Below are 22932 nucleotides of genomic sequence, written 5' to 3'. Positions count from 1 at the left end.
GAATTCGGTTTTCACACTGACTATATTTTAGCCCGATATTTTTAAAAAGCAATTTCAAAATCGTCCCGGCCGGCCGGGACGATTTTGAAATTACACGTGCAACTTATTTATCAATTTATCGTGCGGATATTCAAGAATATCCCGCAGGAATCGGTCATACATATCAAGCCGGTATTTAAACTCGGCCGTGTCCATAACTGTGTATTGCAGCGATCTGCCAAGCTCTGACTCTACTTGCTCTAGAAACTTCTCCATCAGCGACTTTTTAATGCCATCTCCAACAATAAGTAGGTCGGTTCTGGAGTTGTCGCTATTTATAAATATTCCAGACAATACAGCAAGTTTAATTTTGCCGAGCCCCTTTATTTGTCTGATTAATTTTTTACGCGAAGCCGCAGTGGCCCTTATGATTAAATCTTGAAGCTCTTTTAGAAACGGGAAATCCTGATTAGTTAAAAATACCTGCGTTCGTTTGGTTTTTATGATTATTTTGGGTGGCTTTTTCCGAGATCGTGACTTCCTAACAATTTCATAACGGAGGATGGCCCTTTTCTTTTTAATAAGCCCGATTTTTAGAAGTTTTTTAAGTTCTACGCGGAGAGCACGGCTGCGTAGTTGGCTTCTTTTTACAATATCAGGAAAAGTAAACTCCGCCTCTGGATTTCGCATAAAAAGCCGAAGCAGTCGGACTCTTGGCACCGACTCAAAGAGTTTTTCTAATACCTGTTCCATAAGTCTCCTATTTTATAGTTACCGTTGCCCCGGCCTCTTCCAGTTTCTTTTTGATCTCTTCGGCTTCTTCTTTGGCCACACCCTCTTTTACCACTTTTGGAGCGGCCTCCACAAGGTCTTTGGCCTCTTTAAGGCCAAGAGTTGTTACTTCCCGGAGCGCCTTAATAACCTGTATTTTCTGCCCTCCGGCGCCGGTAAGTTCAACCGCAAAAGAGGTTTTTTCCTCTTTTTTCTCACCTTCTTCCGCGTCTCCGGCCGAAACAGCTGCAACGGCCATGGGCATGGCGGCAGACACGCCAAATTTTTCCTCAAGGGCCTTGACGAGCTCTGAGAGCTCAATTACTGACATTTTTTCTATGGTTTCTATAAATTTTTCTTTATCCATAATGTGTTAGAAGCAATCGTAAATGCAACTGATCACGCAACCTTAAACGCAATTGCGTTTATTTTTGCGTAGCCATTTGCGTCTTTCTTGCCTCTACCTCCTTTATTTTATTAATAATGACGACCAAGTTTCTTATATTTTCCCCAAGAACCGTAACCAGTCCTTGTATAGGAGAAGAAAGAACACTAACAAGTTTGGATAATAGAACTTCGCGCGGCGGCAGTTTAGCCAGCGCAATAACCTCTTGCGCGTTTAAGATTCGCTCACCCAAAATTCCCCCCAAAATTTTAAAGGTTTCATTCTCTTTGCCGAACTTAAACAGAGTTTTGGCCGAATTTATCTCGTCCCCGTAGCCAAAAGTAACACTGATTTCCCCTTCCATACTTTTTGTTTTTAAGTTCAAGCCAAGTTTCTCCAGCACTCGGTCAAGCAGTGTCTTTTTGGCCACCCTATACTCTGCTTCTATTTTTTTCAATAGGCGCCGCAGATTCTGGGATTTGGCAACAGAAATGCCCCGAAAGTCGCTAAAAATCGCGATTTTGGTTCGCTTAAATTTGTCGGTAAGATCTTCAACTATTTTTTGCTTCTGGCTCTTGGTTAACATAAAAAATAGGCGTATATCCGCCCAAAGACCAAAGCTAAATTATCTAAATTTATTTAGCGCTCCTCTGCCGGAAACTTGCGGCATTTTGTTGCCTGCCGGCGGTCTTTGGAACGATAAGATAAGTATACAAAGGAAAACAATAATTAGTCAAGTGAGAAAACCTGTCAACATTGACAAAAAAGCACTTGATATTGTAAGGTGGTTGTGGCACCTCCAGATAGGGCTAGCTTAGACAAAGCTCCTATCTGGTTCATCCGTGGGGGGTCAGCCATGTTTGGACTGGGCGTAGCTTTTCTTTATTCGCTTGTGATGGTGCTGAAAAGTACACCACCCCTTAAAGTTCTCAAGTCGGCCGCTAACTTTTTGTACCACTGGTACTTAATAGTTGCTGCCCTGCTTACTTTCATAGTGAGTTTAGTAGTCCTTTCTGGTTCGGCCGGAGTTGGCACGCTTCTTGCTGGTCCCCTGGGAGGTGTTGCTGGTTTGTTGATTGGTTCCTGGTTTGCCCTATTCGGTTTGTTGGTTATTGCACTTGCCTATGTTTTTCAAATTTTGGGATCGCGGCTATTGTATCTTTCCGTTGAGACAGGGCCGGACGGCATTTACGAGGTAAACTCGTCAAAAATGTTTTTTGGTATTCTATCGCTGTTCTTTGGACTTGTCCTGCTTCCAGTACTTAGCTAAAAACAAAATGGGTCAAACGACCCATTCTTTTTATTTAGACTATTTTTTCAAAGTATACCCGCTCCTCGGGCGGCTTTTTATCGTCCAGTCTGGCCATATACACCGAAATCGGTAAGTTGCTTAGAGTAGGAACAATCTTTTGAAAGATCTGTGCAGCTTTTCTAAGGTCAGCAAGCTGTCTATTTAGCAGAAGATGCATCAGTTTTCCATGGAAGGCTGCATAGGCGCGACAATCTTCGTGGTTTATAAGTACAAGGCGCGGCCGTTCTCCGTGCTTTAGCATAAATGCAACCTGATCTTTAAGGGTTTTCAAGTGTTTGGGCATAGCAAGTTCAAGTCCCACAGAGCTTATACTGCCCGGGACAACAAGTGGTGCAGGATGCTCCATTTTAAGTTCCTCTTTTATAAAGCGTCTAAATGCTTCCTGAAAACGCGGATCAGAGCAGTGAACAACTACGGCATCAATCTTTGCACTGTCGTTTAGGGGGTAGTATCTTTGTGCCTTTTTGTTTGACGGATCTTGGTGCCTTTCCTGTATAGCGGGTTCTGTCATTTTACTGTTGACCCTCAACTGGCCGGGGCTCTTCTGTATCTTTTTCCACCCTGACGTTCATACTCTGAAGAGCATTAGTAACCAGACTGGCAAGTTCGGGCAGGCCGTTGGCCTTGGCTTTGGCCAGAAAGTCAAAAACTATACCCGGGATAATACTGGTCATTCTTTCCACTGCAGTTTTACCACTGCCGTTTCCACCCCCAGAGTCGTATACGTTGATGCTGTCAATGGCCCCTAGCGATGCACCCAGCGGTTCAAAAATACCGCGCGCTACTTGACCGCCAGCTTCTCCAACCGCAGTGATTACTTCCGGCGATTTTTCCATGATAAACAGCATCCGGCCGGCTTCATCCAGTTTCTTTAGGGCCTCGGCCAACTTCTCTTTACCTTCGGCTTCAGCCAGAAGTTTGGCCTTTATACCTTCAGCTTCAGCCAGAAGTTTGGCCTTTGTACCATCAGCTTCAGCCAGAAGTTTGGCCCTGTTAGCTTCAGCCTCAGCTTCACCTGCACGCTTGACTAGGGCTGCTTTACCTTCTGCTTCCAGTTCTGCTGCCTGTTTCTCCGCATCTGCGGTTTTTACTTTGGCGACAGCTTTGCCTTCGGCCTCAAGAATTGTTGCTTGTCGCTCGGCATCAGCCTGTTTTATAATCGTAGCCACAAGCGCCTGTTCGCGGCGCCCCGCTTCCTGTTTTTCGTAGTCTGCAGCAGCTCCAGCTTGAGCTGCTTTGGCATTTTCCATTGCGACAAAGACACTTTTTTCTGCCTCGGCTTTGGCTCTGGGGCCAGCCTGTTCTGCGGTGGCCCTTTCTTTGTTGATCTCCGCTTGATAGGTTGCTCTTTGCACTTCCAGCTTCTTTTGCGCCTCGGCAATCTGGCGTTCGTTTTCGGCAGCAATTTCTGCTGCAGCGCGAGCTGCATCTGTAGTCTTTTTCTTAGCGTCCGCCTCTGCCTCCGCAACGCCAATGTCGGCATCGCGTTTTACTTCAGCTGTACGTTTTCTACCGAGGGATTCCAGGTAACCTTGGTCATCAGAAATTTTCTTGATAACAATGCTGTTTATACCAATCCCCATTTTTTCAAGGTCCACCACCGCCTCTTCAGTAACTCGTTGAGAAAATGCTTTCCGGTCAGAGTTTAGCTCCTCAATAGTAAGAGTACCTATAATTGAACGGAGATGTCCTTCCAGTGTCTGTTTTACCGTGCTTTCAACTTCGTTAGGTTTGGTCAAAAAACATTCCACCGCGTTAGCAATGGCAGTGTCTTCGCCTTTGATCTTAACGTTAGCCACCGCATCTACAGAAACCGGTACGAGATCTTTGTTAAAAGCTTTCGAGACATCAACCATAATGGTAATAAGATTAAGCGGCAAATACATAATGGTTTCGCGAACAGGCCAGACAAAGGTTGCGCCACCGCGTACGAGTCGGTAACCAACTACTTTGGCGTCTTTGCCTTCTCCCAGCCGCCTTTTTCTACCGGTAATGATGGCTACCTTGTCAGGAGGGATCTTGTAAAATCTCTTTGCCCAGAGTGCAAGGCCGGCAAAGAAAGAGAAGGCCCCAAATACAATGAGAAGCGGTATCAGAAACGATCCAAACATTCAAGCCTCCTTTTGCTGGTCTCGCCTTTTTTGGCGAGGGGCCCGTTGCGGTCCCACCCCTTAAGGGGTGGGACGTTTCTCTTGGCCAACGGGGTCGGTTTTGACTCTGCTTACTAATACAACTCCTCCCAACGTCCTTTCTATCTTAACAACGCTTCTTTCCGGAATTAGTTCGTCGTTTATGGCCCGGCAAAGCTTGGTAATAGAACCAGCACCAGTATCAAGCAGGACTTGTCCGAGGCCTCCTATGGGTACTTCTACAGTTACGTATCCCTCTTTTCCAATAAAGTCTTTTTCGCTGACGTTGAATGAGGCTTGTTGCGAGGCAAGAAGAGCCACAAATAAATACATCAGGATCATCAATACTGTTCCAACCGCAAGTCCGTAAAGACTGCTGACGATTACTGCCTCTTTGTAGTGGGTAGCAATGGCACCAGTTACTCCAAAGCCGGCAAAAAAGGCAAGCAGTATTCTGAAAGAGAGAAAAGAAGGACTGGAGAGTCCGGCCATGTCAGAGTCCAGATGTCCAAAGTCATGATCAACATCGTGGTCTGCACCGACGTCAGTGTCAGCCCCGTGGCCAAGGTCGTGGTCAGTATCTCCGGCTCCCCCAAAAATATCACCCAAAAGCTCGCTAACCTCGCCAATAATAAACGTCGCTAGCAGAAGACCTCCGCTGGCTATAGCAATTGCAAGAAACGTCCAAAAGACAAAAACCTTGTCCAGATACTCCATAAATCCAAAAAGGTTGCCAAAAGTATAGGTAAGCCATTCTTTTACGATAAACCACATAGCTGCTCCTTTGATATCAAGGTGCCTAACCAATTGAGATTAGTAGCACAGTGTAAGGATTCTGTCAACTGTTTGTCAATATTGACAAGATTTTGATAATGTGGTAAGTTTGAGGTAGACAGAAGGGGGGGTAGGCGATGAAAGGTTTTGTAATCTATAAAGCGGGTAAGGCCCACGACACAGAGACACCAATAATTGTTATCCTAAGTTCAAGACATGTTTTTACTGCGTCCGATGCGATTAGGAAATTCGCTAGGATCACAGGTTGCGCGATTAATCAGTGGAGGTCTCCATCCACCTTCATTAAATGGGCGGAGGTGGAGGTCGTTGATTCAACCGGAACAGAAATTATCAGGGCGCAAGAAGTTACATTCATAACTGTTGAATAGAGCATACTAGCCGCCTTGTTTTATCCACGCACCAGAAGACCACGGGCTTGCCCGTGGATGAATGGTGGTCTTCGGTGCGGGATTTCGCTTCACGGGCAAGCCCGCAGGCTTGATAAGTGTAACCGTGGATACCACGGGCTTGCCCGTGGAGCTTCATTTACGTAGTCCTACTTAGGGAGAAGGGAGAAAGGGGTGGTGGAGGAAAGATATCCGCCTTGGGAGAAACCAACCCTTACCAAGTGTTCAACTTGCGGAAAAGAGTTTAAGGCCGGAGAAACCGTGTTAGTAATGCGGGACGAATCAGCCGCATTTTGTAATAGTGGTGTTTTTGTTTTCAACGCGTGTTTGGCGTATTATACACTGAGGGTCGGCAGGGCGGTCCTTTGCGACGCTATAAAGAATGCCCGATAAATTTGCTCGGCCCGAAGAAAAGGCCGATTGGATTGATAGTTTTCTGAAGGAAATTGAACTAGAGGGTAGGTCAGTATGACCCACCCTCTAATTTTTTTGTACTAATCAAGATACTCCGCGTTTTTGACACAGAGAGCTTCATTTTAGATATTTTGCCTTAGCAAGATTGTGTTCTTCTAGCGTTGTTGAAAATATGGTTTGTCCGTTGGGTGTGGAAAGATAATAAAGATACGGCGACTCTTGGGGATAAATAGCCGCGCGGATAGCGGAAAGGCCGGGGTTGGCAATTGGCCCCGGAGGAAGGCCGCGGTATTTATAGGTGTTATATAGTGAGTCAATTTGGGTTTCCTCCCGTGAAATTTTTGTAGTTTTTTTACCGGTGATATAATTTATGGTTGCATCCACCTGAAGTCCAACTCCAGTTTCAAGCCGTTTCCAAAGAATCCCCGAAACTAGCGCGCGATCTTCGTCCGAGACCACTTCTTTTTCAATGAGCGAGGCCGTAGTTATAATTTCAAAAGTAGTTTTTCCTTGGCGGGAAATTTCTTGACGTAGCTCCGGCCCCAGCTTTTTATCAAAATTTTCAAGCATTTTTACCACAATGTCTTCCGGCACTGCGTTTTTAAAAACTCTATAGGTGTCAGGAAAAAGATACCCCTCAAGTCCGGCGTTTTTTGGTTTATCTTTAAGAAAGTCAAATTTGTCCAACCCCGGAGGCTGGACAGATATAAGTTTTAGGAGATCGTGGTAGGTTCCAAGCCCCCGACTTTCCAGATAACGGGCAATATCTTTAGTGCTCCATCCCTCTGGAATAGTAAGCGCGATCTCGTTAGTTCCGCCGCGTACAAGGTCACGGACAACAGATGGGATTGCGGCAGAATTAAAGAATACGTAATTTCCGGGTTTAAGGTCAGAGGCCCGACCGGTTAGTGCTGTATAGAGTATAAAAGTCCACCTTGATCTTATGACGCCGTTTTGTTTAAGAAGCTCCGCAATTTTACGTGGGCCAAGACCGGGCGCTATTTCTACTGTTTGGGCATTGAGAAATTTGGTGTGAGGTAAGTAGACTTCATTTATAATTAAACCCGCGGCCGCAATAAGTATTAAGATAAATACTCTAAATTTTATACTCCTTTTTTCGTCATGTTTGATTGTGAGCGTTTCTTTGCGCCCGACTCCGCCTAAAAGTTGAATTACTTCCTTGTCAGTAGTTTGAGGAAATTCTTCGTAAAACATTCCAACTGCTCCGTACCACTCCGGCTCAATCAGAGAAATTACCTCGTCGGCTTCTTTACGCAATTGTTCCAGTGAATCTTTGGCTCCATGCGGCACTGCGACAATTATTTTTTGTGGTTTTTGGCCGCGTACTGATTTAAGGGCCGCACGCATGGTGTATCCCGTCGCTACTCCGTCATCAACGATAATTACTATTTTTCCTAAAAGCTGGGAGTAAGGACGATTGCCGCGATAAAGCTTGAGTCTGCGCTCCGCCTCTTTTTTCTCTTTTTCAACTTCTTTTTTAAACCAGTCTTGGTCAATGCCGGCTAGTTCCCGGGTATTAAAAATTCCTTCTCCGCTTTCAGTAATTGCGCCAATGGCATACTCCGGGTCAGAGGGCGCACCAATTTTGCGCGGTACCACAATATCAAGCGGTAAATTGAGAGCCTGCGAAATTTCGTACCCAACCACAACTCCTCCACGCGGCAGCGCAAGGACAAGTGTATTCTTGGCGTTTTTGAAGCCTAAGAGCGCTTCTGCTAATTTTTCCCCCGCTTCTTTACGGTTTTTGAACGTCATGATTTTGTTATCTTAACAAAAAACAAGGCTCGTTACGAGCCTTGCTGTGCTTTTTCAATATATTTTTTTATGCGTTGGTCGTCGGGGTAAGCAACGGCCAGCGCTTCCAGCATTGATTGTACCGGGATTATTTCCACCTCATCCAGTATTTCTCTGGGAACGTCCTCAAGTTCGGGTTCGTTATCTTTGGGGATGATAAGTTTTTTAATGCCGTATCGGTGCGCCGCCAAAATTTTGTCACGGATGCCGCCAATAACGCGAACCATATTTAGATTTAGCGTGATTTCTCCGGTGGCGGCCAGCAGGGGAGTATCTTTGGTTGGTTTGACCGATTGTCCGGTAAGGGCGCCGTAAGTTGCTAACCAAAGCGATACGCCGGCTGAAGGGCCGTCTTTGGGTATTCCGCCGTTAGTTATGTTACCTCTGACAAAGAGCGGGCCGTCTTGTTCAAGTTCTCTCGTACGTTCAAAGAGTATTCTTCCGCACATCGTTAAGGCATCAAACGCAATTTTTAACGACTCTTCTATTTTATTTACAGACTCCTTTGATTCCAACGATTCCCGTACACCGGTAATAGTGATCTTTCTTCCGCCAGCGTGAAACCCTTTTTCTACCTCTGCCTCAAACACGTGGCCACCCGCATCAGATACGGCTAGAATCGGTACCACACCCGGCGGCAGCGTATCTGGCACTTGACGCTCTACTAATGGCGGATTCCCGCAGTAAATATGGAGATTTTGTTTGGTAATATCTACTGTATGTTGGGATGGGATTTCGCCCATCAGTATCTCTTTGGCTATTTTGCGGAATGGTTCATCAATTTCCCGTTCCAGATTTCTTACCCCAGCCTCCTGGGTATACTGGTGAATAAGTTTTAATACTGCTCCGTCCGAGAAATTTAAATCCACAAAACTGCCATCCTCCAGTTTTACCGGGAACCCGTTTTCTTTTCTCCTTCTTTTTATCAAATGTTGCTGCGCAATTTTTAGTTTTTCCAGCGGCGTATAGCCCGGGAGTTCAATAATTTCCATTCGGTCTATCAATGCCGGAACTATGGTATCCACGATATTGGCCGTAGTAATAAACAGAACCCGTGACAGATTAAAACGAACATTAAGATACCGATCGTAAAATCTGTGGTTCTGTTCCGGGTCTAGTGCTTCCAGCAGTGCCGCGGCCGGGTCCCCTCGCCAGTCCTGCCCAACCTTATCAATTTCGTCCAGCATAAATACCGGGTTGGCACTGCCGCATCTTAAAAGTTCTTCAATGATTTTGCCGGGTTTAGCGTTTATATAAGTGCCGCCGTGTCCTCTGATTTCGGCCTCGTCTCTCATGCCGCCTAAAGCGAGACTCGCAAATTTTCTTCCGAGGGCGTGCGCAATTGACTGTCCCAGTGATGTTTTTCCAACACCCGGCGGTCCGACAAAACAAAGAATTGGTGATTTGGCGGAAGGATTAAGCTGCCTTACGGCCAGAAATTCCAGTATTCTTTCTTTAACATCTTCTAAGCCCCAGTGGTCTTCGTCCAGACTTTTTTTTACTTCGCGCAGGTCTTTTGTATCTTCGGTATAAACTTCCCAAGGTAGCCATAGTAAAAGATCCAAGTGGTCCATGGTCATGGAAGCTTCGGATGGATGCATACCCCGGCGTAGTCTGGCTAACTCTTTTTCAATCTCTTTCCGTGCCTCTTCCGGCAATTTATCCTTGATTTGTTCGTATCTTTTTTGCGGGCTGTTCTCACTAGCGCCGCTTGGTGTATCCGGCGTCTTGGTTTGGGCCGCCGGGTGGTCTGGTTTGAAGTTGTCTGGCAGCGCAGCCATGTCGTCTAGAAGTTTGACGAGGAGATCTAGTCTTTTTATAATGTTAAGTTCCTCCAGAATTTCGTGGAGCCTCGTGATTACACGCGAGGAGCGCCGCAGGTTAAGAAGATAGGCCAGGAGATCTATGGTTGAGTTCAGGCTTCCTTTACTGAACCAATCGCTTGGCATTCTTGGGGGTAGTTCACGTATGCGGGCTGGCGCCTCAATTAATTTCAGGATTTTGGCGGTAACTTCCGGGTTTTGCATATTCTCTTCCGTTGGTTTTTCTTCGTACACGTCTTCCCACTCTGCCAGTCTTAGTATGTTAGCTGTTGGCCAGCCCACGATTGCTATTCTTTTTTTTAGTCGAAGGTCTATTATAAGTGCGCTGTTTTGTTCGCTAAACCGCAGCACTTTTGCTAGAATACTTACCTGTAGGAAATTTTCGTCTGCGTCTTCCTGCGCTTCTTCTCTTACGTTGGCAACAATGATATACGGCGATTCCGTTAGTCTTTCTATAAGTTCCTGATTTTTCTTGACTGAAATTTTGAGGTCGGCACCGGGAAAGTAGACGGGTGCGTACGCCCAGATACAGGGAAGAATGTTTTGCGGAGGCGCGCCACCGCCTCGTCCGGGGCCCTTATTTTTACGAGCCATAAACAACCACCTTTCATGATTTCAAAAGTCTAGGTCTACTATAGGCATAAGTTGCTGTTTTTATCAAATCCAAATGGAAAAACCCCCGAGGGGGTTTTTGTTTTGAACTAATATCCCAGAAGTCCCAGTCTCTTCTTGAGTTTCGTCACGTCCGTCCATTTTGGCGGAATTTCCTCTTCAGTAAGCAGCGGCTTATTAAAGGCCGCCATTGTTGTTCTGTAAATTCTTCCTTTATAAGAAAGTGTTTTAAGGAGTAGCGGTCCGAAGTCAAGACCCTTCAGCTTGTTATACTCAAAGTCTGTAAGGATGACCTCGGTTCCCGTTTGCATGACAACACACTGTCCGTTTTTAGGCCACCATTTATGGGCGCAAACTGCAACGTGGAAGTTGGCTACACCTACAACCTGACATCCGTATCTTTGGGCGAAAAACTTAAGCGCCTTTTCTGCTCTTAAAGAGGTGGTATCAGCGCGGGCCATGTGGGGGTGGGTTAAACCAACATTTATTCCGGAGGGAAGGGTGTAGACGGGCCTGTGTTCGGGCACAAGAACCGTTTTTTTTCTGACAATAGCCGTAGGATCAATAGTAGTAAAACCCTTTCCTGCAAGATAGACCCGAAGATGGTAAGGAAGAAGTGCGGTTAACGTATCGTAGAATTTCTGTAGGGCAGTATTGCCGTCATATTCCTGCCACGTGTCGTGGTTCCCTTTCTTAATCAGGAAGAGAAGAAGCGATTTATCAACCAAAGAAGTTATTTCTTCCGTGGTGGGGGTTCGTCCCTCAAATAATTTCAGTGCTTCCTCAAATCTGGCCGTAAAGACTTTATAGATTACGGTTGCCACGATCTCTCCGGCAAACTGTTCCTGCTCGGTATTGTTCAACTGGAAAATTTCGCCTTTATGCATGAAGCTATGATGGAGTCCCGCTATAAAGTCACCAACCCCCGCCAGAACCTTAATGCCATATTTAAGAATAATTTCAGGGAAGTTCTTTACTACAAAGTCATAGTCAGTAGTGGTGTATCCTGCATGCAAGCATCCAAAAAATAGAAAAGAATCTTCATGCCAGCCCTCGCCGTCTCTGGGTAGGGCATAGCGAAGCATCTCCTGAGTCCAGTCTCCGTGGAAATCATATCGTTGAGAGTGTTCGTCATACTGTAGTCCCGGCCAAGTAAGGCGGCCGGAGCGTTTCGGTTCTACCAGAAATTGAATTTCCTGATTTAGGGTTTGCCGGTCAATTCCAAGTTCATCTGCCAAACGGCCGGGGTGGCGTGCCCCTTCCCGTTTTATAATGGCAACGATTTTTTTGTGAAGATCGGTTGCGCCCTCTTTTATACCGGTAATAAATCCCCGTTCACGGGCAATGAGGTCACGTAAACTCCACCAGTGAATTAAACGGTCGCCGTCCGGCATTTCCTCAACAATGGCAAGACCAACCTGATTTTCCGCGATTTGTTTTTTTTCGGCCTCTAGTTTATGTATAGCCGGAAGAGTTATATAGGGCACCGCGCGTTCACCGCTGGGTTTGAAGATGGCCGTTGCCGAAGTGCCATGCACCCAAAGATCCGGATAACCTCTTGAGGTTTGATCTTCAACGTCCTCAATATCCCGTTCTGGTTTGGCGCTCATATATTTTGAGGAAAGACGTCTTTTTTTGGGAAGCACCACACCATGCCAAATACTTGGTCTTCCGTCTGGTTGTTTAATCTCTATTCTTTCGCCACCGGTTTTATATTGTCTCACGTCTTCGCGCAGCTCCTGCAGTCTTCTTAAAATTGCCTCTGCCTGCTGTTCCGGGCCGTCGTAAGGGATGCTGGCCATTAAATACCAGCGCGCTAGGCTTCCGTCTGGTTTTTTGGACTTAGGGAGAGTGGACAATAGCGCCCGAACGATTTCGTCTTTAACATGCTCCGTGATCTCACCAGCGTATCTTCTGCCAAAATTGGCGGTCAGCCTTTTAACCTCTTTTTGAACCCACTCCTTATCAAGCAGTCCGCCGGCAAATACCGGAAAGTGACAGCCGTAGTTTGCTGCGATTTCTACGGCTAGCTGCGGTAGTCCTTGACGCCAGCCGCTATTTCTATAAGCGCTGTAAGAAAGATAGGCAACCCGTGCTCCGGGACGTTCCCATTTGTCACGTGGTACTTCTATTGTTTCCGGTTCGGGCCAGCGTCGTTGGAGAAATTCTGGCGGTTTTTCTTCCCGCTTAGTCCGCGGACTAGTTGCGGTTGTTTTGGCTGCGGGCCAGCCCCATTTCCAATCGGGCTTAAGATCGTGTATGGCGCAGCGCAGCGCGTTTAGACTTACTGTTTTTTTACCTTCCTGTAGGCGTTGGGCATTTAATGCTTGAACCATTTGTTGGCTAAGTTCTGCCGACCCCTGTTTAGATTCAACCAAAAACGATGCAGTATATTTTTCTTTTGCAATCTTTAGCTGTTCTTCGCTATAATCAGAAGTTTTATTACGGGGCTTGGCAACCCCATGATAACTAAGCGCTTTTTCTATGGCTGATTGTGATCTGCCAAAAAGTTCTTCTAGTTTTTTCCAATCAAGTCCGGACTTAACTGCTTTTTTAAGAACCTTTTTTCCGGAAGGAGCTCTTAAATAACGTGGTTGGGTCTTGAGTTTAGTAATGGCTTCTTTTAGCTCTTCAGCACCTATACGTGCAGACATACTGATTCTCCTTTCAAGGGCCTACGGACCATTATGTAGGTTTCAAATAATTTGTAAAGGGATCGGAGGTACAATTATGGTCTTGCCGGTTTTCCCTCCTCGTATCCGGAAATGGTCTGTCTCCTAAACCTTGTTTTTTTTCTGTACTCCTCCAGTGTCCAGGTGCCTACATAACTCATAGAAGAGCGGAGGTAGCTCATAAGTTCGTGTATCACATCAGCGGCTTCCCCTTTGTAGCGGACGCGTCTCGGCACTCCCTCTGGCGTGCGGACTCTTTCTCCTTCGTCGCGGTCCGATCGCGATAGTTGAAATTCAAGCGAGGCCGATCCGCGATAAATCTTCCATTGCTCTCCGTCCTCATAAAAAGGTTCTCCGGGCGTTTCCTCGCATCCGGCAAACATCCAGCCCATCATTACGGTGGAAGCTCCGGCCGCTAATGCTTTGCAAAAATCAGCCCCGCCTCTAATTCCTCCATCCGCAATTATGGGGACACGGTGTTTAAGGGCAACGGCCGTACACTCGGCAATCGCGCTGATTTGCGGCACTCCCACTCCCGGGCCCTCACGGGTTTTACAAACCGCGCCTCCGCCAATTCCAATTTTCACGGCATCGGCGCCGGCTTCTATTAAAAGTAACGCTCCCTCGGGTGTATCAACATTGCCGGCGGCAATTATTACTTTTTCTCCTAAAGAATTTTTTAAGTTTTTAATTGCTTCTTCAAGTTTCGTTGAAAATCCGCGAGCCGTATCTATAAGGATAATGTCTGCCCCGGCGCGGAGAAGCTGGTCGGCCTCTTCTATAAATTTTCCGCTGACCCCTATGGTTGCTCCCACCCTAAGGCGGCCCTTTGGATCGCGGAGGGCCTTGGGGTATTGCTCAATTTTTAGAAGGTCTTTGGCCGTAATTAAGCCCACTACGCGTTCCTCATTATCCACCAGGGGCAGTTTTTCAATTTTATTTTTCTTTAAGATTACACGTGCTTGTTCAAGTGTGGTTCCGGGCGGGGCGGTAATGAGCGGAGAGTTGGTCATAACCTCCGCCACTCGTTTTTCAAGCATCGTCTCAAACCGGACATCGCGGGAGGTGATGATGCCCACCAGTTTGGCACTTACGGGGTCAATAACTAGGAGGCCGGAAATCTGAAAATTCTCCATTGAGTTTTTTGCCTCGGCCACGGTTGCTTCGGGCGAAATGTTAAACGGGTTTTCAATGACTCCGCTGTCAGCGCGTTTCACTTTTTTTATTTCTTCCACCCTTCGCTCTATGGGAAGAAATTGATGTATGAATCCCAGTCCTCCCAGTCGCGCGAGAGCTATAGCCATCTGTGATTCGGTAATGGTATCCATGTTGGCCGAGACAATAGGTGTTTGCAAAAAAATATCGCGGGCCAGACGCGATTTGGTGTCGGTAATAGCGCTGCGGGAAGGGACGTCAGACTTAAAATCTAAAATGGTCACGTCCTCGAAAGTCAGTGCAATATCAGCAGGAAGCCCTTTTTGGGCAAGATATTCTTTAGTAATTGCGCTGGTTGGCCTCTGTCCTCCTTCGGCCACTTGAAATATCTCCCCGTTTATTTTTAGAATTTCATCTCCGTCCATGTTTTCTGCCAGTTTCCAGTATAGGCATTTATAAAATAAAGGCAATTCAGCGGCGCCGGTAGAGAAATACGCCGTTTTCTGCGGCTTGAGGGTGCCAGCCGGCAAGAGGAAAACCGTTGGATATAACCCTTGCTCCCGGCCGCAGTTCTCTGATAAGTTTTTCTTTAAGTTTTGCTACTGTCTCCGGCCAGAGATAAAGAAAAACAACATTCGCCTGATCCAAAGAAAAGTTTCTGAAGTCGCCGCGGATAATCTTTGTCTTATCCTGAAGATTGGCTTTTTTGATACGCCATCTTGAGTACCAGACAAGAAAGGGGTTTATTTCAACACCAATTGCTTCTGCGCCGCGCCCCGCGGCTTCAGTCACAAGAGAACCGTCTCCCGAACCAAGATCAATCACCTTTTCTCCGGGTTTAATCTGGGCAAGCTCCAGCATTGTTTTTATTTTGTCTTTTTTAGATTTTACGTATGGGGCCCCAAAAAATTCTCCTATTATTACCACGTAAAACTCAATAATTAAAAATAAAACCGCCCCGGCAAGCACCAAAGTTATAAAAATAAAAAAGAGAGAAGCCATATGGGGGATGAAGAGTTCTTCGTTCCAAAGTTATCATTTAATTTAGCTATTATCAAATGAAAAAGCGGATTGATATTATCACACCGCTTTTGACGAGGGACGATAAATTACTCGCTTGAACCAACCAAAATTCACCCCATACGGCTCATATTCCACCGTGTCGCCAACTTCCACATCATCCACTGTGCGAGCTATAAGGTGGTAATTATGGTCAGTCCCATAAAGCAAAACTCTATCGGTCTCGCCCACTTTCTTTTTTACCGTCATTCGTTCCATGGTCTTCCTCCCTCCAGTAAACTGATGCTAGAACTAATATAATTTTAACAAGTCTACTAAAAAAGTCAAACTCGTCTCTTTCGGATACTTTTGCATAAAAAAGAACGGCGCGTATATCTTACGAGGTTTAACCTCGTAAACTCTTTAAAAATGTAAAGCCGACGTTTGTTGGAACGACCGGCAGAAGGAGTAAAAGAGGGGTTTTTAGTCGGCTAAAACTTATCTTAACACTCTATGGACGATCGTCTAATGAATGTTAAGATAAATCCTTATTTACGAGGTTGAACCTCGTAAAACCCCGTAAACATAAAAACGACTTTAACTGATACAATTTATGCTGACGCTTCAGCCCGAGTCATTACCAATTTATTTGCCTCAGGGAAGTTTGACTTCCCCTCAAGAGTCCAAAATTGGGTTGCATTATACACTGGGTTGCTACTTATAAAGCAGTAAGCTAGTATACTCGTAGATAGATTTTGCAGGGAGACTTGAATGGAAGTAACGCTGGGCGATTTTGTAAAATACTTAGTTCTTTTGTTGCATCAGGGTGGGGTACCGTTTTCGTTTCGCATTCCTGAACCGTGGCATACGCTGTTTTACAAGTTAAAGAATATGCCTCACGTAGCGGGAAAGCCCGACTTCTTTGGGAATCTCGGATTTGACTGGGACGGACCGTACCCGAAATCTGAAGAACTAACGGAGTTTATAAGGGCATTATGTTTGACAGGAAGCGTGGTAACCACTAGTCCCCATTTTGACGCGTATGCATTACCAGAGGAGACGAAAAAACTTTGGTTGGAAAGTTTTGAGAAGCTTGATGAGCCCACAAAAAGATTTTTGACTACCGCCTTTAAAGTGGCCCGTGGGTTTAACTTCAGAAATGAAGCTCTCCCGTGGCAACTTTATGATTAAGCCGAGCATGTTCGCTCGGTTTCTCTTTTCTTATCCGCGTCAGTCTTTGAAGTCGGCTGGCGGTCATCCCCAGATTTTAGTGGAGTTTCTGCATAAAAAACGGGGCGTGTGTGAGAGCAACCCCACATACGCCCCCCTAATGGTCTTCGTCACCCAAGGCGGCGTGTATGGCGGTTACCTTAGAACCACCACAACGCCGACACAACATTCTACTGACAAGAGAGTATCTAAGCTCGTCAGGTAAGACACACCATTTGTGTCCTAAGATATAACAGAGAAAAGATGTAGTCCACCCCATGGTCATCTTCCCTTGTTGATTACTCGGGAAAACAGTTCTATGCTGTCTCCCCAAAACTATCTATAGTTTAGACCATTTCAGAAAAAAGTCAAACTCGCCTTTCTCAAACACTTTTGTATAAAAAATAGGGCGTACGGAGTTTCCTCACGTACACCCCTTGGTGCCTACATCTCGGATAGATTGCCCGGGTTTTTCCAGTCCTCTTGATCGAGGTAGGCATACATTACGGGTACCGTAACACCGTCCCTTTCAATCCAGAGGTAGAAGGGTTGGTCAATATCTAGTCCAACCTCCCGATTAACACTTCGTGTCACTGCAATCGCTACGGCACTCTTTACTCTTGCCCCCAACTGGTTCATTTTGAACTTTGTTTGTTGTAGGGCTTGAGAGATGGAATCTTGGCCAGTCCACATCCCGATTAGCCAACTAATATCTATCTCTTGGTTGAGATCAACCATCGGAAACCTCAGATAGGTATAGCGTGTTCTATCGGGCTGTAAGCTCCCGCGGATTTCATCGATCTTGGTGGTGAGACGGAAACCATCCATGGCTCCATCAGCGACTGTCATGTAAAGTTTATCGCCAGACTTTGTATGAAGCACTACAATTGGATGCCGGTGCCGAGGTGAGCTATAAACTTCAAAGACGGTTTTGAATGTGCCATCAACTTCAGCAGCGGGCTTCATCCTAACCGCGGGGTAACTAACACCTCCGACCCGAAGGTTATCTTTGCTACCCTCCGCTAACCACTCCACTAGAACATCAAGAATCGATACGACGCCGAAAGTCCTTGGATCGAAGTCTTTGAGTTGAATGTCAAACCCTTCCTTCTTGAGGATCTCGTTCAGCTCCGACGCTACCCAGCTTACCCAGCTACGAAGCTCTTTATCTGAGTATCTGGGAAGTTCATTTTTGGCAGCAAAGAACCGTTCCAGAAAATAGCTTTGGTCCCCATTGATAGCGTTCCAGTCTCTATCTTTTCCAAGAATATCCTCGCTCTTTACGAGTGCTCCAATGATTGGGGCAACAACCATTGTTTTACTCATGCCTATACTCTCCTTTCTAGTTTTTTCCTGAAGCCGGCGTAGATTTGGCCCCGGCTCTATCTATTATTGTAACGTACTTCTTTCTAAGTGTCAATAGTGCGTGTGTGCCGGGAAAAACTTTAGGTTAGCTTTCTTACAGCTTTCTATCAAGTCCAGCCCAACCCAACCAAAATAACCGCGCAGGTTGCGGTTATCTTTTAGTATCGGGTGCGCCAGGGCTCGTCCCGCCCTTTCAACGGGGGTGCTCCGATTCGAACGGAGGAGTCGGGTTTTGGAGACCCGCAGTTTACCGCTAAGCTTACACCCCCAATGAAAGGGCGGGATTGGAGACCGACGCGCCACCAATTGCGCCACGCACCCACTTTCAGGAACAGCTACGTCTTCTTGGCTTCTTTATGTAGTGTATGTTTCCGATCCCATTTGCAGTATTTTTTAAACTGAAGTTTCCGCTCAACTTTGCGGATATTTTTTCGCGTCCAGTAGTTATAGCGTTTACAAGTGGTACACTGTAACCTTATTAAATTTAGTTGCGGCATATTTTTATTTAAGTCCAGTAGCCCCGACGCACGATCTTAAATACGATAGTGAAGTCGGGGAGCCGACCGACGCGTCGGCTTTGATGCGTTTGCAGACAGTACACTGCAATCGTATGAGATTAAGTTGGGCCATAGCTATTTGATTAATTAATGTTAAACACTCGATGTTTAACAGAGCCCGAGGAGAGAGTTGAACTCTCGTTTACCCCGCTCTTTGTTCAGCCCAAGCGCGGAATCGAACCGCGGACCCCGATCTTACCATGATCGTGCTCTACCAACTGAGCTACTTGGGCAAAGGGTGGGGTTGTTTTGCCGTTAAACTACACGGGCAAATGGGCGAGAGAGGACTCGAACCTCCACGGCCTTTCGACCACTAGGTCCTAGGCCTAGCGCCTATACCAATTCGGCTACTCGCCCCGTTAGAGATGTAGGGTGAGCCCTAAAAAGAAGTCATACCTTTAACTTCGGTTCTTAAACGTGCACCAGGATATCCAATCTAAATCTCTAACGGGGCGAGCCCACAACTTTATCATAGTCAAAAATTGCTCAAATTTCAACCCCGCCCTTTGGGGAGAAACCCAAAGGGCGGGGTTGGATTATCACCTAATTACTTCTCAGAGTTTAAAAAAATTCGCAAGAATATTTACAATGGCCCAAGCCGAGAGCATGATAAACATTCCGATAATTCCCCAAAACATTGCCTGTTTACCTTGGTCAAGTTTTTTGGGGTCTCCATGACCACCGATCACATACTGAATAATGCCCCAGAAAAAAACAACCGTGGCTACAACAAAAAGCAGACTTATCAGCGGATTCAAAAGTCCGATCTCTATTTTTTTAATGAGGTCGGCAATGGTTGTCATACTCTCGTTGCTGACATTTTTGGTTATTGACGCGGCCCCCGTGGTATGCCGGCATCAGTGCCAACGAAGTAGTTAACCAGTATATTAACTACTGCCCAAGTGGCTGCCATTACTGCCAGCCCAATTATGCCCCAAGTCATAATACCCTTGGCCTTGCTGCGTGCAGTTTCATCGCCGGCACTGGCAACAAATTTTATCACTCCCCAGAGAAATATGACCGTGGCCAGAACAAAAAGGACTCCAATAATTGTTTGCAGGGTGCCGCTAATCTTTTGAATGATGTCTGACAGAGTTTGGGGGGTTTGCGCCCCGGCCACCAACGGCAGAAGGGAAGCGCCGACCACGAAGGTAGGATAGAGTTTTAATAGTTTAGACATTATATTTTTTCTATGGTGATTAACTAAGGTCGACCTTTTATAATGTTTTGGCAAAGTTTACCATAACTTCAGCCAGAACCGTTGCCCCAACCACAATGGCTGTTCCCACCAAAACCCAAGTCAGTGTTTTTTTGGCCTCCTTGAGCTTGGCCTCGTTGCCGGACGAAATAATCATCTGAAAACCGGCAAAAACAATGGCCACAACGGCCAAGGGCAAGGCAATAGTCTGTATTCCCCGGGCAATGGTTTTTACCAGCTCCCCGAAGTCTTGCGATTTGATGGGGTTGGGAATTTCGGTCTGAGCAAAAACAACAGTTGAGCGAACCAAGGTAAGTATAACACAGTTTAGCCAGACCCCAAATCCTAAAAACACCCTCCTAAAGTTCAACCAACTCATTGGTGACGATATAAAAAACTATTAAATTGATTAAAAATGTGGCTGAAACGTAATCCATAGGTTTACTTAATTAATTTTAGCGGACGGTTACATCCCACCCCCTTACGTCCCAGTGACTGCTTTCACGCGCAAACTCTGCTCCGTCCGGCGCAACAAAAATTTGTGCTCCGTCACTGCGTTTTCCTGCGTTGCGGTAGTTACGGGTGATATAGGAGTCAACCGCTGCTGTTCTTTTAATATCAACCTTATACCCGCTGGCATGACTAAACTGTCCTGCTTCGTGTCCCGTCTCTGTTCCTCCGCTTACGGTAACCTCGCAGTTACATTCCAGTTTAAACAGTACTACACGATTGAGGGTGGTTCTCCTTAGGCCCTCAAGAGAAGTACAGACGGCGCTGTTTCGGTCATCACAGTTTCCCTTGGATTCAATTTTTATACGATTAGCAGCAAAAATCCCAAGAGCTTCGGCGTGATTTAGGGTTGGACTAGTGGTGGGGGATGGAATGGGGGCTGGCGTAGGTGTTGTTGGTTTTGTTGCGGGCGATGCTACAACTTTTCTGGTTTCCGGGGGCGAACAGTTAATCCGGTTCCATGGTCCGAATTCAAAGCCTCCGCCGCCCAGATATTCCGTATTTTCGCCAAAGCCAGCTGCTATTTTCCCCCCCAACACTTTTATTATAGTATCTACGGCCAGCCATGCAAAGAAGATAATCACAAGGCCAATAACTGTGTTGGTTAGGACCTTTTTACCCTTCTCATACATGGCTGCTGATTTTTCTCCGCCAATTCCCGGCACAATCATCAAAAACCCGCCGTAACCAAGCATCAGGGCAGCCCCTACCGCAGATAGCCTCCAGACAAAATTAAGTACACTTTGAGAAAGGTTAAAAAGGTCGCAGGCCGTACAGACGTTGGGAATCCTTTGCAGCTCTTTGCCCGCAGAATCAACAATAATTCGGTCCGGACACTGCGGGATTATACCTTGAGCAGAAACAAAAAATGGTATTGCGAAAACAGCCGCAATTAAAACCAAACCAGTTGTTGCGGTCCAAAAAGAAAGCGTGCGATAGCGGATAATTTTCATGGCAGACTAAGACTAAGTTTCTCCCTTAGACGATTCAAGGCCGTGTCTGTGGTATTTCCCCCGGTTACTACGGATTCTATCGTATCTTCAAAAAGACGGCGAGTTATTTTTTCGTCAGTAATGGGCCAGCTTTTGGCCGTAAGGGCCTGACGATAAAAAATATCCAGTTCAAGGGCCGCGGCGTTTTTCGCCAGAAGATCGCGTCGGGCCGGAGGCTTCCCCGAGTTTTTAGTATAAATTTCTGAAGAATCAGCCGATGCGGCAAAGAGAATAAACTCCCAAGCAGGAAGCGGATTGTTGGAAAGGCGGGATACGGTCGGGAAAAAATAACTGCCGTAAGTTACAAAGGTTTTGGCATCGGCGCGCTGGGGCAGAAAAGATACGCCGAAGTTAAGATGCGGATTCTTGGCTTTAACCCTGGGCAGATCATCCGCAAAGCCAAGGGCCATGGCCGTAAGCTCCTGCGAAAAGGCGTCCAGAGACTTAGGTTGGCGCAATGTCCAGGAAAAGTTTGGGTTTTTAGCGTTGGCAAATGAGGTATAAAAATCCAGAGCCTCCCGGGATGGGGCGCCAAGTTCCAGCGCCATGTTAGCGCGATTTATAATTTTATCACCCCCCTGCAGTACGAAAGCGCTTAAAATCTCAAGCGCGTGTTCAATGTTGGAAGATCCGCCCAGAGCAACTCCTGACTTTGTGATGTCTCCTGCCGCAGTTTTTTTGGTAAGATTCTTGGCTACAGCTTCCAGCTCGCCCCAAGTTTTAGGCGTTTCGGCCACGCCCCCGGCGTTAAAAACATCTTTGTTATAAAAAAGAGCCAAGGTGTCCACAAAAAGGGGCAGACCAAGGATTTGATTGTCGCTGGTGGTTAAATCTTGAGAGGCGACATCTACAAAAGTTTTTTGAAAATCTTTGACGGTAAATTTTAAAACTTCCTGCGGCAGGGGTAAAATTTTGTCGCGATGTTTTTCAACCCATGAGTTTTTTAGGAAAAAGATGTCCGGACCGCGGCCCTCGGCCATTTTGTTGATAAGGTTTTCTTCGTAAGAGATTTCGTCAAAACGCCGATAGTTTACGGTAAGGTGGGGTTTTTCCTTCCTGAATTTTTCCAGAATAGGACGCCACAAAAGGTCATCGTCCTTCAATCCCCAAAATTCCAAAGTAGCGGGCTGGGGCTTGGCGGTTTTCCTTCCCGGCAGTATTCCCGCCAGAGCCAGAATCAAAATGACCGCAACCAGTCCGGCCACAACAAGCACTGTATTTAGAGGACGAGCCATAACTACTTTTTGAACATTAAGCCGTAGTGGTGCGACCCCGTTTCAAATTCCAGTTCAAACGAAAACCCCGCCGTCTTTGACCATTGTTTTACTAACTCCTTTTTTATCCGAAATTCGGACGGCGGACCAAATGTTCCGACTGGCGTTTCTTCCCACTCAATCACCGCCAATCGCCCGCCATCGCGTAGAATCCGGTAAGCCTCCAAAAACAAGTTTTCTTTTTTTTCCGCTTGAAAAATAATACTGGCGATCAGCACAAAATCAATGAACTTATCCTTTAATTTTGATCCACCCGTCTCGTCCAGATTTGCCCATACCGGTTCTATATTTAATAAGTTTTCAATTTTAGCCTTGGCGCGCACTATGTCCAAAACCGATTTCTGAATATCCAGAGCATAAACCTTACCGTCTCCTCCTACGGTCCGGGCCAGAGGGATAGTGAAATATCCGTGTCCGGCCCCAAAATCCGCCACGTGGTCTCCTTTTTGCAAGTTAAAATACCGGACAATATGTTCGGGATCAAGAAATCCGCTGGTCGTACCGGTATTTTTTAGAGCCGATGGTTGTTCTGCAGCCACTGTCTTTATTTTACTATAGCAACGAGCAGGGGCACAATGAG

At 46.2% G+C, this 22932-nt stretch carries 22 protein-coding genes and 3 tRNA genes; 2 read left to right on the top strand and 23 right to left on the bottom strand.

Features of this window, described 5'->3' with window-relative positions:
- Positions 1 to 90: 90 nt before the first annotated feature.
- Genes HYW89_01795 through HYW89_01785 form a run of 3 tightly spaced genes read right to left on the bottom strand, consistent with a single transcriptional unit; the run spans position 91 to position 1721 of the window.
- Positions 91 to 732, bottom strand: a complete 642-nt coding sequence (locus HYW89_01795; protein ID QQG45633.1) for a hypothetical protein — start codon at positions 730 to 732, stop codon at positions 91 to 93.
- A gap of 7 nt (positions 733 to 739) precedes the next feature.
- Entirely contained in the window at positions 740 to 1117 is a 378-nt protein-coding gene (gene rplL / locus HYW89_01790; protein QQG45632.1) for a 50S ribosomal protein L7/L12, read from the bottom strand.
- 58 nt (positions 1118 to 1175) lie between these two features.
- Entirely contained in the window at positions 1176 to 1721 is a 546-nt protein-coding gene (locus tag HYW89_01785) for a 50S ribosomal protein L10 (protein ID QQG45631.1), read from the bottom strand.
- A 270-nt stretch (positions 1722 to 1991) separates the two neighbouring features.
- Between HYW89_01785 and HYW89_01780 the strand changes: the two genes are divergently transcribed.
- Positions 1992 to 2405: a hypothetical protein gene (locus tag HYW89_01780; protein QQG45630.1), complete on the top strand. Its 414-nt coding sequence runs from the start codon at positions 1992 to 1994 to the stop codon at positions 2403 to 2405.
- Between the two features lie 34 nt (positions 2406 to 2439).
- On the opposite strand, the gene HYW89_01775 is transcribed toward HYW89_01780, so the two are convergent.
- The 9 genes from HYW89_01775 to HYW89_01735 form a co-directional block, all read right to left on the bottom strand.
- A complete protein-coding gene (locus tag HYW89_01775; GenBank protein QQG45629.1) occupies positions 2440 to 2958 on the bottom strand; it encodes a hypothetical protein in 519 nt (172 codons plus the stop codon).
- Position 2959: 1 nt separating this feature from the next.
- The gene (locus tag HYW89_01770; GenBank protein QQG45628.1) at positions 2960 to 4558 is read right to left on the bottom strand and encodes a flotillin family protein; all 1599 of its coding nucleotides are present in this window, start codon (positions 4556 to 4558) and stop codon (positions 2960 to 2962) included.
- A 60-nt stretch (positions 4559 to 4618) separates the two neighbouring features.
- Positions 4619 to 5350 (bottom strand): hypothetical protein, encoded by a 732-nt coding sequence (locus HYW89_01765; protein QQG45627.1) that lies wholly within the window; start codon positions 5348 to 5350, stop codon positions 4619 to 4621.
- Between the two features lie 938 nt (positions 5351 to 6288).
- Positions 6289 to 7947: an endolytic transglycosylase MltG gene (mltG, locus tag HYW89_01760; GenBank protein ID QQG45626.1), complete on the bottom strand. Its 1659-nt coding sequence runs from the start codon at positions 7945 to 7947 to the stop codon at positions 6289 to 6291.
- A gap of 32 nt (positions 7948 to 7979) precedes the next feature.
- Positions 7980 to 10403: an AAA family ATPase gene (locus HYW89_01755; protein QQG45625.1), complete on the bottom strand. Its 2424-nt coding sequence runs from the start codon at positions 10401 to 10403 to the stop codon at positions 7980 to 7982.
- A gap of 107 nt (positions 10404 to 10510) precedes the next feature.
- Entirely contained in the window at positions 10511 to 13075 is a 2565-nt protein-coding gene (locus tag HYW89_01750) for a hypothetical protein (protein QQG45624.1), read from the bottom strand.
- Between the two features lie 74 nt (positions 13076 to 13149).
- A complete protein-coding gene (locus tag HYW89_01745; GenBank protein ID QQG45623.1) occupies positions 13150 to 14673 on the bottom strand; it encodes an IMP dehydrogenase in 1524 nt (507 codons plus the stop codon).
- Positions 14674 to 14719: 46 nt separating this feature from the next.
- Complete coding sequence (locus HYW89_01740) at positions 14720 to 15250, bottom strand: class I SAM-dependent methyltransferase (protein QQG45622.1); 531 nt, start codon at positions 15248 to 15250, stop codon at positions 14720 to 14722.
- Between the two features lie 78 nt (positions 15251 to 15328).
- On the bottom strand, positions 15329 to 15526 hold the full coding sequence (locus HYW89_01735; protein ID QQG45621.1) for a hypothetical protein: 198 nt from the start codon (positions 15524 to 15526) through the stop codon (positions 15329 to 15331).
- Positions 15527 to 16018: 492 nt separating this feature from the next.
- Between HYW89_01735 and HYW89_01730 the strand changes: the two genes are divergently transcribed.
- On the top strand, positions 16019 to 16438 hold the full coding sequence (locus HYW89_01730; GenBank protein QQG45620.1) for a hypothetical protein: 420 nt from the start codon (positions 16019 to 16021) through the stop codon (positions 16436 to 16438).
- A 462-nt stretch (positions 16439 to 16900) separates the two neighbouring features.
- Here HYW89_01730 and HYW89_01725 read toward each other — a convergent pair whose 3' ends face one another.
- From HYW89_01725 to HYW89_01675, 11 genes are all read right to left on the bottom strand, one after another.
- Positions 16901 to 17782 carry a hypothetical protein gene (locus HYW89_01725; GenBank protein QQG45619.1) on the bottom strand — a complete coding sequence of 294 codons (882 nt, stop codon included), beginning with the start codon at positions 17780 to 17782 and terminating at the stop codon, positions 16901 to 16903.
- 236 nt (positions 17783 to 18018) lie between these two features.
- Positions 18019 to 18090, bottom strand: a tRNA-Trp gene (locus HYW89_01720).
- Positions 18091 to 18156: 66 nt separating this feature from the next.
- On the bottom strand, positions 18157 to 18318 hold the full coding sequence (gene rpmG / locus HYW89_01715; protein ID QQG45618.1) for a 50S ribosomal protein L33: 162 nt from the start codon (positions 18316 to 18318) through the stop codon (positions 18157 to 18159).
- Positions 18319 to 18538: 220 nt separating this feature from the next.
- A tRNA-Thr gene (locus tag HYW89_01710) sits at positions 18539 to 18611 on the bottom strand.
- 40 nt (positions 18612 to 18651) lie between these two features.
- Positions 18652 to 18735: transfer RNA gene (locus HYW89_01705), tRNA-Leu, on the bottom strand.
- Positions 18736 to 18932: 197 nt separating this feature from the next.
- The gene (locus HYW89_01700) at positions 18933 to 19181 is read right to left on the bottom strand and encodes a hypothetical protein (protein QQG45617.1); all 249 of its coding nucleotides are present in this window, start codon (positions 19179 to 19181) and stop codon (positions 18933 to 18935) included.
- 23 nt (positions 19182 to 19204) lie between these two features.
- Entirely contained in the window at positions 19205 to 19558 is a 354-nt protein-coding gene (locus tag HYW89_01695; GenBank protein QQG45616.1) for a hypothetical protein, read from the bottom strand.
- Positions 19559 to 19595: 37 nt separating this feature from the next.
- Positions 19596 to 19955 (bottom strand): TrbC/VirB2 family protein, encoded by a 360-nt coding sequence (locus HYW89_01690; GenBank protein QQG45615.1) that lies wholly within the window; start codon positions 19953 to 19955, stop codon positions 19596 to 19598.
- A 76-nt stretch (positions 19956 to 20031) separates the two neighbouring features.
- Entirely contained in the window at positions 20032 to 21039 is a 1008-nt protein-coding gene (locus tag HYW89_01685) for a hypothetical protein (protein QQG45614.1), read from the bottom strand.
- Positions 21036 to 22313 carry an extracellular solute-binding protein gene (locus HYW89_01680; protein ID QQG45613.1) on the bottom strand — a complete coding sequence of 426 codons (1278 nt, stop codon included), beginning with the start codon at positions 22311 to 22313 and terminating at the stop codon, positions 21036 to 21038. Before HYW89_01680 ends, HYW89_01685 begins: the two co-directional genes overlap by 4 nt.
- Positions 22314 to 22315: 2 nt before the next feature.
- On the bottom strand, positions 22316 to 22891 hold the full coding sequence (locus tag HYW89_01675) for a methyltransferase domain-containing protein (protein QQG45612.1): 576 nt from the start codon (positions 22889 to 22891) through the stop codon (positions 22316 to 22318).
- Positions 22892 to 22932 lie beyond the last annotated feature (41 nt).

The sequence above is a fragment of the Candidatus Sungiibacteriota bacterium genome (assembly GCA_016432465.1).
Classification (GTDB): Bacteria; Patescibacteriota; Minisyncoccia; order Sungbacterales; family HO2-52-23.
This window is presented reverse-complemented; position numbering and strand designations above follow the sequence as displayed.